At 72.5% G+C, this 12,451-nt stretch carries 2 protein-coding genes; both read left to right on the top strand.

The features are described 5' to 3' along the window. Positions 1-11 precede the first annotated feature (11 nt). The gene (locus KHP12_RS43450; RefSeq protein WP_211834516.1) at positions 12-11,669 is read left to right on the top strand and encodes a type I polyketide synthase; all 11,658 of its coding nucleotides are present in this window, start codon (positions 12-14) and stop codon (positions 11,667-11,669) included. Beyond that, positions 11,666-12,451: an arylamine N-acetyltransferase family protein gene (locus tag KHP12_RS43445; RefSeq protein ID WP_308017012.1), complete on the top strand. Its 786-nt coding sequence runs from the start codon at positions 11,666-11,668 to the stop codon at positions 12,449-12,451. The genes KHP12_RS43450 and KHP12_RS43445 overlap by 4 nt, the downstream gene beginning before the upstream one ends.

Raw genomic sequence — 12,451 nt, 5'->3', positions numbered from 1 at the left:
GAGGAGCACACATGGCTGCGTCCCGGGAAGACCTGGTCAAGGCGCTGCGTACCTCGCTGATGGACGTCGAACGGCTGCGGCGGGAGAACGACCGGCTGATCGCCGAGTCCACCGAACCCGTGGCGATCGTGGCGATGGCGTGCCGGCTGCCGGGCGGGGTGACCGACCCGGAGTCGCTGTGGGAGCTGGTCGCCGAGGGCCGGGACGCGATCGGCCCGTTCCCCCAGGACCGCGGCTGGGACCTGGAGACACTCTTCGACTCCGATCCGGACGCCGTGGGCAAGTCCTACGTGCGCGAGGCGGGATTCCTGGAGGGTGCGGGCGGTTTCGATGCCGCGTTCTTCGGCATCTCGCCGCGCGAGGCCCTGTCGCTGGACCCGCAGCAGCGGCTGCTGCTGGAGACCGCGTGGGAGACGTTCGAGCGGGCGGGGATGGATCCGCGGTCGGTGGAGGGCCGCGACATCGCGGTGTTCGCCGGGGGCAGCGGCCAGGGGTACGGCGGCGGCCCGGGTGATGCGCCCAAGGGCCTGGAGGGCTATCTCGGGGTCGGCGCCTCCGGCAGCGTCATCTCCGGACGCGTGTCGTACACGCTCGGGCTGACCGGGCCCGCCGTGACCGTGGACACCGCCTGCTCCTCCTCACTCGTGGCCACCCATCTCGCCGTACAGGCACTGCGGTCCGGCGAATGCTCCATGGCGCTGGCCGGTGGTGTCGCCGTCATGGGCCAGCCCACCGCGTTCGTGGAGTTCTCCCGCCAGCGTGGCCTGGCACCCGACGGGCGCTGCAAGTCGTTCGGCGAGAGCGCCGACGGCACCACCTGGTCCGAGGGTGTCGGGCTCGTGTTGCTGGAGCGGCTCTCCGACGCGCGCCGCAACGGCCACGACGTCCTGGCCGTCATCCGGGGCACGGCGGTCAACCAGGACGGCGCGAGCAACGGCCTCACCGCGCCCAACGGCCCTTCCCAGGAGCGGGTGATCCGCCAGGCGCTGTCCAACGCCGGGCTGACGGTGGCCGATGTGGACGCGGTCGAGGCCCATGGCACCGGCACCGCCCTCGGCGACCCGATCGAGGCCCAGGCGCTTCTTGCCACGTACGGCCGGAACCGTCCGGAGGACCAACCGCTGTGGCTGGGGTCGTTGAAGTCCAACATCGGACATGCGCAGGCCGCCGCCGGGATCGCCAGTGTCATCAAGACCGTCATGGCGTTACGGCACGGCCGGCTGCCGAAGACCCTCCACGCCGAAGAGCCCACCTCCAAGGTGAACTGGGGCACGGGCGCGGTGTCCCTGCTCACCGAGGGGCGGGCGTGGCCGGAGACGGGACACGCCCGCCGCGCCGGAATCTCGTCCTTCGGCGTCAGCGGAACGAACGCCCATGTCATCCTCGAGCAGGCCCCGGCGGACAACACCGCCCCGCAGCCGGAGGAGTCCACCGAGCCGGGTCCGGTCGCCACCGGCCACGTCGTGCCCTGGGTGCTCTCGGGCCATACGGAGGCGGCGCTGCGGGCCCAGGCCGCCCGGCTGCTGACCCATGTACGGAAGACGGACGCCGGCAGCGCGCGGGACGTGGGCTGGTCGCTGGCCACCACCCGGAGCCTCCACGACCACCGCGCGGTCGTGCTGTGCGCCGATGCCGAGGAGGCCGTCGCGGGGCTGGAGGCGGTGGCCTCGGGCGCGTCCGCCAGGTCGGCGGTCACCGGGTCCGTGGCCTCCGGCAAGGTCGCGGTGCTGTTCACCGGCCAGGGCAGCCAGCGCGCCGGAATGGGCCGGGAACTGCACGGCAGCTACCCGGTGTTCGCGCGGGCCTTCGATGACGTATGCGCCCAGTTCGGCGACCTGCGCGCTGGAGATGGCGACGGGGGCGGGGGCGACAAGGTGTCGCTCGCCGAGGTGGTGTTCGCCGAGGAGGGGTCGGCGAGGGCGGCGCTGCTGGACCGGACCGAGTTCACCCAGCCCGCGCTGTTCGCGCTGGAGGTGGCGCTGTTCCGGCTCGTGGAGTCGTGGGGGGTGCGCCCCGCGTATGTGCTGGGTCACTCGATCGGCGAGGTGGTCGCGGCTCATGTGGCCGGGGTCCTGTCCCTGCCGGACGCCTGCACACTGGTGCGGGCGCGCGGGCGGCTGATGCAGCGACTCGACGCGACCGGGGCGATGGTCGCGGTGGAGGCGGCCGAGGACGAGGTCATCCCCCTGCTCACGGGGAAGGAGCACCTGGCCTCCATCGCCGCGGTCAACGGCCCGACGTCCGTGGTCGTCTCCGGTGACGAGGACGTGGTCACGGCGGTGGCGGAGACACTGGCGCGGCAGGGCCGCAAGACCAAGCGGCTCGTGGTCTCGCACGCGTTCCACTCGCCTCACATGGACGGAATGCTGGACGCGTTCCGCGAGGTGGTGTCGCGGCTGACCTACGCGCCGCCCCGGGTGCCCGTGGTGTCGAATCTGACGGGTGGGATCGCGGATCCCGAGGAGCTGTGCACCCCGGAGTACTGGGTGCGGCATGTGCGGGGCGCGGTGCGGTTCCTCGACGGTGTCCGCGCGCTCGCCGACGCGGGCGTGCGCACCCATCTGGAGCTGGGCCCGGACGGGGTGCTGACCGCGATGGGCCAGGACTGTCTGCCGGATGCCGATGCGGATGTGAAGGCGGCCGCGGTGGCGGACGGGGCGTTCGTCCCGTCCCTGCGTCCGGGCGTCCAGGAGGCCCAGGCGGTGCTGGCCGGGCTCGCCGGTCTGTACGTACGCGGTGTGCCGGTGGACTTGGACGCGTTGTTCGCCGGGTCCGGCGCCCGGCGCGTCGCCCTTCCGACGTACGCCTTCCAGCATGAGCACTACTGGCTGGAGCGGGCCGCCGGGTCCGGCGATGTGGGCGCGGTGGGCCTCGGGGAGGCGGGCCACCCGCTGCTGGGCGCTGTGGTGCAACTGCCGGAGACGGGCGGTGTGCAGCTCAGCGGGCGGCTGTCGGTACGGGCCCAGCCGTGGCTGGGCGAACACGTCATCTCCGGTGCGGTGTTGGTGCCCGGCACGGCGATGGTGGAGCTGGCGGTGCGCGCCGGGGACGAGACCGGCACCCCGGTGCTGGAGGAGCTGGTGATCGGGCAGCCGATGACGCTGACCGCCGACACCGCCCTGAGTGTGCAGGTCGTCGTGGGCGCGGACGAGGGCGGGCGGCGCACGGTGCGGATCTACTCCCGCGCCGACGGCGGCACGGACTGGACCGAACACGCCACCGGCACGCTCACCGCGCAGGTCCCGGCACCGCGGGACGGGGCGGTCGGCGAGTGGCCACCCGCCGAAGCCGAGCCGATCCCGGTGGAAGACTTCTACCGCTCGCTCGTCGACGCCGGTTACGCGTACGGACCGGCGTTCCGCGGGCTCGTCGCCGCGTGGCGCCGGGACGGTGAGATCTTCGGCGACGTGGCGCTGCCGGAGGCGTACACCACGGAGGCCGAACGGTTCGGCATCCACCCGGCGTTGCTGGACGCCGCGTTGCACGCGGGCAGCTTCTGCCTGCCCTCCGATCCGGAGCGACAGGTGACGCTGCTGCCGTTCGCCTGGAACAACGTCCGTCTGTACGCGGGCGGCGCGACCGCGGTCCGGGTGCATGTCCGGCCGATGGGCGACGACGCGTTCGCGGTGCGGCTGACCGATGGCTCGGGCCAGACGGTGGCCTCCGTGGACTCGCTCACGCTGCGGGCGGTGGACCCGGCCCAGCTGGAGAGCGGCAAAGCCGATGACGCGCTGTGGACGGTCCGCTGGAGCGAACACGCCTTGCCGGAGGGCGCGGTTTCCTGGGCGCCGCTCGGCGAAGCAAGGGGCACCGCGGGCACCCTTCCCGACGTCCTCGTGGCCGACACGCGCACGTGGGCGAACGACCTCACCGCGCCGCTGCCCGCGCGCGCCCGGGAGCTCACCGGCCGCCTGCTGGCGGAGATCCAGCGGTGGGTCGGCGACGACGCGATGGCCGGGACGCGGCTGGCCGTGGTCACCCGCGGCGCGGTCGCCGTGCACGGGGACGCCGAGGTCACCGACCCGGCCGCCACCGCGATCTGGGGCCTGGTCCGCTCGGCCCAGGCCGAACACCCGGGGCGGCTGGCCCTGGTGGACGCCGATGCCACGTACGAGGAGCTCCCCGTGCTGCCCGCCGGTGTGTGGGCCGGGTCCGGGGACGAACCCCAGCTGGCGGTGCGCGGTGGCGCGGTGTGGGTGCCACGCCTGGCCCGGGTCGAGCCCGGCCTGCGGGTGCCCGCACAGCCGTCGTGGCATCTGGACTCGCCCGAGTACGGCACCCTGGACAACCTCGCGCTGCTGCCCGACGAGGCCGGAACCGCACCGCTGGAGTCCGGTCAGGTGCGGATCGAGGTCCGTGCCGCCGGGCTCAACTTCCGCGATGTGCTGGTGACTCTCGGCATGTATCCGGGCCGGTCGGTGATCGGCACCGAGGGCGCCGGTGTGGTGACCGAGGTCGGCCCGGGCGTCGGGGACCTGGCCGTGGGCGACCGGGTGATGGGCCTGTTCTCCGGCTCGTTCGGCCCGCTGGCCACCGCCGACGCGCGTACGGTGATCCGGATGCCGGAGGGCTGGTCTTTCGGCACGGCGGCCGGGGTGCCGGTGGCCTATCTGACGGCGCTGTACGCGTTGCAGGACCTCGGGAGGGTCCAACCTGGCGAGACGGTGCTGGTGCACGCCGCCGCGGGCGGGGTGGGCATGGCCGCCGTCCAGCTCGCACAGCACTTCGGCGCCACCGTCCTGGGCACCGCCCACCCCTCCAAACACCACACCCTGCACCGGCTCGGCATTCCCGCCGAACGCCTCGCCTCCAGCCGCGACCTCGCCTACGCCGACACCTTTCCCACCGCCGATGTCGTTCTCAACTCGCTCACGGGCGAGCACATCGACGCCTCCCTCGGGCTCCTCGGCCACGGCGGCCGGTTCCTGGAGATGGGGAAGACCGATCTGCGGGAGCCCGGCGAGGTCGGGGCGCGGCATCCAGGGGTCGTCTACCGGGCGTTCGACCTCGGTGGCGAGGCCCCTGCCGAGCGGGTGCGGGAGTTGCTGGGCCAGCTGGTGGAACTGTTCGAGGCGGGCCGGATCGAGCCGCTGCCCGTACGGCACTGGGACATCACCCGCGCTCCCGAGGCGTTCCGCTGGATGAGCCAGGGACGGCACACCGGCAAGCTCGTGCTCACCCTCCCCCGTGCCCTGGATCCGGATGGCACGGTCCTGGTCACCGGCGGCACGGGCGCCCTCGGCGCCACCGTCGCCCGCCACCTCGTCGGCCGGCAGGGCGTACGCCATCTGCTGCTGCTCAGCCGCCGGGGACCGGATGCCCCCGGTGCCACAGACCTCACCACCGAGCTCACCGAACTCGGCGCACACATCCGCATCGCCGCCTGCGACACCGCCGACCGAGACCAGCTCGCCACCGTCCTCGCCACCATCCCGGCCGACCACCCCCTCACCGCCGTGGTCCACACCGCCGGCACCCTGGACGACGGCATCCTCACCGCACTCACCCCCGACCGCCTCGACACCGTCTTCCGCCCCAAGGTCGACGCGATCACCCACCTCCACGACCTCACCCACGACAACCACGACCTGGCGGCGTTCGTCATCTACTCCTCCGCCGCCGGGGTCCTCGGCGGGCCCGGGCAGGGCAACTACTCCGCCGCCAACGCCTATCTGGACGGTCTCGCACAGTGGCGGCGTGCGCACGGACTCCCCGCCACCTCGCTGGCCTGGGGCATGTGGGCGGAGACCAGTGGCATGACGGCCGGGCTGGGCTCCGGCGATCTGCACCGGATGCGGCGCGGGGGCATCGTCGGGCTGTCCACCACGGAGGCCCTGGGCCTGTTCGACCGGTCGGTGGAGTCCGGGCTGTCGGTGCTGATGCCGATGAGGTTCGACCTCGCCGCCCTCGGCGCGGAGGCCACGGAGCCCCCGCCACTGTTGCGGGGTCTGGTCCGGCCGACGCGGCGTACGGCCCGGCCGGTGCCCAAGGCCGGTGAGGGCGGCCTCGTCGAGCGGCTGGCCGGGCTGCCAGAGGCCCAACAGGAGCGTGTGCTCGTCGAGTTGATCCGTGAAGAGGCCGCTTCGGTACTCGGGTTTCCCACGATCGACCCCATCGGGCCGGAACAGGCGTTCCGTGACATGGGATTCGACTCGCTGACCGCCGTGGAGCTGCGCAACCGCCTCAACACCGCCACCGGCTTGCGGCTGCCGGCGACGCTGGTCTTCGACCACCCGAGCCCCGTGGCCACCGCCGAGTTTCTGCGTGACCAACTGGGCGGGCGTACGGCCGAGGCCACGCCCCGGCCGGTGCGACGTGACCGGACCGCTCCGGACCAGGCCGAGGATCCGGTCGTCGTGGTCGGCATGGGCTGCCGCCTGCCCGGGGACGTCCGCACCCCCGAGGACCTGTGGCGGCTGGTCGCCGCCGGAGACGATGCCATCGGGCCGTTCCCGCGGGACCGGGGCTGGGACCTGGCCGAGCTGTTCGACTCCGACCCGGACGCTCTGGGCAAGTCCTACGTACGCGAGGGCGGTTTCCTCACCGACGCGGGCGGGTTCGACGCCGCCTTCTTCGGCATCTCCCCGCGCGAGGCGCTGTCGATGGACCCGCAGCAGCGCGTACTGCTGGAGACCGCCTGGGAGACCCTGGAACGCTCCGGGATCGTTCCGACGTCGCTGCGCGGACAGGAGGTCGGTGTCTTCGTCGGGGCCAGCGGCCAGGGGTACGGCGTCGGGCCGGGCGCGGCCCCGGAGGGCTTGGAGGGCTACCTCGGGGTGGGCGGCGCGACGAGCGTGGCGTCGGGCCGGGTGTCGTACACCTTCGGGCTGACCGGTCCGGCGGTGACCGTGGACACGGCCTGCTCCTCCTCGCTGGTGGCCCTCCACCTCGCCGTACAGGCCCTGCGCTCCGGCGAATGCACGATGGCACTCGCCGGTGGCGTCGCCGTCATGGGCCAGCCCGGCGCGTTCGTCGAGTTCTCGCGCCAGCGCGGCCTCGCGTCGGACGGCCGCTGCAAGTCCTTCGGCGAGGGCGCGGACGGCACCAACTGGTCCGAGGGCGTCGGTCTGGTGCTGCTGGAACGGCTCTCGGAGGCCCGCCGCAACGGGCACGAGGTGCTGGCCGTGGTTCGTGGCACGGCCGTCAACCAGGACGGGGCCAGCAATGGCCTCACCGCGCCGAACGGGCCGTCGCAGCAGCGGGTGATCCGGCAGGCGCTGGCGAACGCCGGACTGTCCCCCTCGGACATCGACGCCGTCGAAGCCCACGGCACCGGCACCGCCCTCGGCGACCCCATCGAGGCCCAGGCCCTCCTGGCCACCTACGGACAGGAGCGCCGGGGGGACGAGCCGGTATGGCTCGGTTCGCTCAAGTCCAACATCGGCCATGCCCAGGCGGCCGCGGGCGTGGCCAGCGTCATCAAGATGGTGCTGGCGATACGGCACGGCACACTTCCGCGGTCCCTGCACATCAACGAACCGACCGCGCAGGTGGATTGGGCGTCGGGCGCGGTGTCCCTGCTCACCGAGGGGCGGGCGTGGCCGGAGACCGGCCACCCGCGCCGCGCCGGGATCTCCTCCTTCGGCGTCAGCGGCACCAACGCCCACCTCATCCTGGAGCAAGCACCTCAGCCCGAACCCGAAGCCGCGTCGAAGGTGGACCAGGGCACGGACACCCCTGGGCTGGTCGCCACCGGCGGAATCGCCCCCTGGGTCCTGTCCGCCAAGAGCCCGGCAGCGCTACGGGCTCAGGCGCAACGCCTGCTGGATCACCTGGAATCCGGCGTGGACGCACGCCCGGTGGACATCGGCTGGTCCCTGGCCACCACCCGCACTCTCCACGACCACCGTGCCGTCATCCTCACCGACACCGACACCGACACCGACACCGATAGCGACGAGGCCACGGCTGCTCTCACCGCCCTCGCCACCGGGCAACCCCACCCCCGCCTCACCACCGGCCACGCCACCACCCACGGCAAGACGGTCTTCGTCTTCCCCGGTCAGGGCGCCCAATGGGTCGGCATGGGAGCACAGCTCCTGAAAACCTCGCCGGTCTTCGCGGCCCGGCTGAAGGAATGCGCCGAAGCCCTGGCCCCGTACACCGACTGGTCGCTCATCGACGTCATCACCGACGCACCCGACGCGCCGAGCCTCGAGCGTGTCGATATCGTCCAGCCCGCCACCTTCGCCGTCGTCGTCTCCCTGGCCGCCCTCTGGCAGTCCGTGGGCATCCACCCCGACGCCGTCATCGGCCACTCCCAAGGCGAAATCGCCGCCGCCCACGTCGCCGGACACCTCACCCTCCCCACCGCCGCCAAAATCATCGCCCTCCGCAGCCAGACCATCGCCCACCACCTCGCCGGACACGGCGGCATGATGTCCCTCGCCACCCCCGCCCACACCATCAACCTCACCAACTGGCACGGCAAACTCTGGATCGCCGCCCACAACGGCCCCAACGCCACCGTCATCGCAGGCGACACCGACGCCCTCCACGAGCTGCACACCCACTACACCGACCAGGGCATCAGGGCCCGCATCATCCCCGTCGACTACGCCTCCCACACCGGACACGTCGACACCATCCAAGACCACCTACACCACGCACTCGCAGACATCACCGCCTCCCCCGGCACCATCCCCTGGCTCTCCACCGTCACCGGCCAGTGGATCGAACCCAACACCCTCGACAGCGACTACTGGTACCGCAACCTCCGCCAAACCGTGCAGTTCGAGCACACCATCCGCACCCTCGCCGACAACGGCTACCGCACCTACATCGAAGTCAGCCCCCACCCCGTCCTCACCACCGCCATCCAAGAAACCCTCGAAACCACCAACACCCTCCACACCACCACCGTCACCGGCACCCTCCGCCGCGACGACGACACCCCCACCCGCTTCCTCACCCACCTCGCCGAACTGTCCACCAGGGGAACACCAATGGACTGGCCCACCGCGTACACCGGATCACAACCCTCCCCCATCCCGCTCCCCACCTACCCCTTCGAACACGAGACGTTCTGGCTGGACCGCGGCGGTCCGGGCGACGTCCGTGCCGTGGGGCTGGAGGACACCGGCCATCCGCTGGTCGGGGCCGTGGTGAGCGTGCCCGACACCGGAGGTGTGCTGCTCACCGGGCGTCTCTCCCTGCACAGCCACCCCTGGCTGGCCGACCACGCCGTCTCCGGCACCGTCCTGCTCCCCGGTACGGCGATGGTCGAGCTGGCGGTGCGCGCCGGGGACGAGGCGGACACGCCCACCCTGGAGGAGCTGGTCATCAGCCGGCCGATGACGGTACCGGACGAGGGCACGCTGCACGTCCAGGTGCTCGTCGGTGGCGAGGAACGCGGGCGCCGCAAGGTGGGGGTCTACTCGCGCCCGGAGGGCATACGGCAGTGGACCGAGCACGCCACCGGCACCCTGACCGCAGGAGCCACGACCCCGCCGCCCGAGAACGCTCAGCCGTGGCCGCCCGAGGGCTCGGAGCCCGTCGCCCTCGAGGGTTTCTACGAGCACCTGGCCGAGGTCGGGTACGAGTACGGCCCGGCGTTCCGCGGGCTGAGGGCGGTGTGGAAGCGGGACGACGAGGTGTTCGCCGAGGTGTCCGTGCCGGAGGAGCAGACCGGGGTCGCCGGGCGGTTCGGCATCCATCCGGCGCTGCTGGACGCCACCCTGCACGCCGGGAACTTCTGCTTCCAGTCCGATGGTGAGCGGCCCACGATGCTGCCGTTCGCCTGGACCGATGTGCGGCTCCACGCCGTGGGCGCCACCGCGGTACGGGTGCGGGCGACGGTGTCCGACGGGGACGGGCTGTGCGTACGGATCATCGATCCGCAGGGCGTTCCGGTGGCCACGATCGGCTCCCTCCAGCTCCGGGAGACCACACCCGACCAGTTGCGCGCGCTGTCCGCCGCGTCGGGCGGCAATGCTCTGTGGGCGGTCGGCTGGTCCGAATGCGGGCTCGACGCCACGGAAGCGCGGTGGGCCGCGCTCGGGGAGAGCCGACTCCCGGACTCCCCGCCGGGCTATGCCGATGTCTCCGAGGCCGTGGCGGCCATGGAGATGGTGGAGGCCGGGGAGCGGCCCGCCGTGCTCGTCGCCGACGTGTCCGCCTGGGTGCCGGAGAAGACCGGGTCCATCGACCGTACGCACGCGCTCTGTGCCCGGGTCCTGGAGCTGCTGCGGCAGTGGGTGGACCGGCCCGAACTGGCGGAGACCCGCCTGGTCGTCCTCACCCACGGCGCCATGGCCGTCCACGACACCGCCGAGGTCACCGACCCGGCCGCGGCCGCCGTCTGGGGTCTGGTCCGCTCGGCCCAGTCCGAGCACCCCGGGCGTATCCAGCTCATCGACACCGACGACCACTCCCACCGGGTCCTGCCCACCGCGCTCGCCGCCGCCGAGGCCCAGCTCGCCCTCCGTGACGCCACCGCCTACACCCCCCAACTGACGCCCGCCCCCGCCACCACACCCGAGCCCCTCGCCCTGAACCCCGAGGGCACCGTCCTCATCACCGGCGGCACCGGCACCCTCGGCGCCCTCACCGCCCGCCACCTCATCACCCACCACGGAGCCCGCCACCTCCTCCTGACCAGCCGCCAGGGCCCCGACGCCCCCGGCGCCACGGACCTCACCACCGAACTCACCGAACTCGGCGCACACGTCCGCATCGCCGCCTGCGACACCGCCGACCGCGACCAACTCACCACCCTCCTCGCCGACATCCCAGCCGACCACCCCCTCACCGCCATCATCCACACCGCCGGAACCCTCGACGACGCACTCCTCACCGACCTCACCCCCGACCGCCTCGACACCGTCCTCCGCCCCAAGGTCGACGCCCTCACCCACCTCCACGACCTCACCCACGACAATCACGACCTGGCCGCCTTCGTCGTCTACTCCTCCGCCACCGGCACCCTCGGCACCCCCGGCCAAGCCAACTACGCCGCCGCCAACACCTACGCCGACGCCCTCGCCCAGCAGCGTCACGCCGCCGGACTCCCCGCCACCTCACTCGCCTGGGGCCTGTGGGAAACCACCAGCGCACTCACCGCCGGGATGACCACCACCCAGCAGCAACGCACCCGCGACAGCGGTGTCATCCCCCTGACCGACGCCGACGGCATGCGCCTCCTCGACACCGCGCTCGCCGCCCCTCACCCTCACCTCGTACCCCTCAAACTCGATCTCGCCGCCCTCCAGAACAACACCGGCCCGCACACCCTGCCGCCCCTGCTGCGCACCCTCATACGCGGCCGGCACCGTCCCACCGCCCACACCTCGGCCCAGCCCGAGGCCGACGCCCCGTCCCTCGCCGAGCGGCTGGCCGCCCTCGACCCGACTCAGCGGCACCAGCGCCTCACCGAACTCGTCCGCGCCGAAGCCGCGGCCGTCCTCGGACACGCCACGCCGGACGCGGTGGGGCCGGACGACGCCCTCTTCGAGATCGGGTTCGACTCGCTGACCGCGGTGGAACTGCGCAACCGCCTCAACACCGCCACCGGCCTCCAGCTCGCGGCGGCGATGCTGTTCGACTACCCCACCCCGTCGATGGCCGCCGAGCACCTCCAGGACCAGCTCGCGCTGAGCGCCGCCACCACGGACACGGACGTGGCGGCCCGGGAAGCGGCCGAAGACGACGACCAGAGCACGGAGAGGTGACACACAGCATGTTCGACGTGGCGAAGTATCTGCGGCGCATCGGGGTGGAGGGCACACCCCCACCGACCCTCGACACCCTCCGGCATCTGCACAAACGGCATCTCATGGCGGTCCCGTACGACAACTCCACGGCCCCCGACCGGCTCCCGGCCTCGCGGCACCTCACGAACGTCCCGCTGGACGTGGTGTTCGAGCACGTGGTGACCGAGGGCCATGGCGGAGTGTGCTACGAGCTCAACCGGCTGTTCCACACGCTGCTGGCCGAACTCGGCTACGACGTGCGCATGGTGGCGGCCGCGGTGCGGCAGGCGAACGGGACCTTCGGCCCGGAGCGGGAGCACACCTTCGACCTGGTCCACCTCGATGGCCGGACCCACCTCGTGGACGTCGGCTTCCCCGGGCCGTCGTATGCGGAGCCGCTGTACCTGTCCGAGGAGGAGCAGCACCAGTACGGCTGCTCGTACCGCGTGACCGAACACGACGGCTACCGGGTGGTGGAACGGCGGCCCAAGGAGAGCGACTGGCAGCCGGTGTACCGGTTCCGGCCGGAGCTGGCCGATCCGTCCGGCTGGGACGCGGTGCGGCTGGACAGCCTGGACGACTACGCGCAGGACTCGGTGCTCGCGGGAACCACCTTCCGCAGCCGGGCCACGGACAACGGGAAGATCGTGCTCATCGGCAGGCGCTACTTCACCGTCGAGGACGGGGTGGAGCGCACCAAGGTGCTGGTGAAGGCGGACGAATTCCAGGACGTGGTCGATCTGATCCTGGCGGGCGCATGA

The organism is Streptomyces asiaticus (assembly GCF_018138715.1).
In the GTDB taxonomy this organism is placed as follows: domain Bacteria; phylum Actinomycetota; class Actinomycetes; order Streptomycetales; family Streptomycetaceae; genus Streptomyces; species Streptomyces asiaticus.
This window is presented reverse-complemented; position numbering and strand designations above follow the sequence as displayed.

What these genes read in the sequence shown, in the direction of transcription:
- KHP12_RS43450 (WP_211834516.1), top strand. Translation starts at nt 12, where the DNA reads ATGGCTGCGTCCCGGGAAGACCTGGTCAAGGCGCTGCGTACCTCGCTG.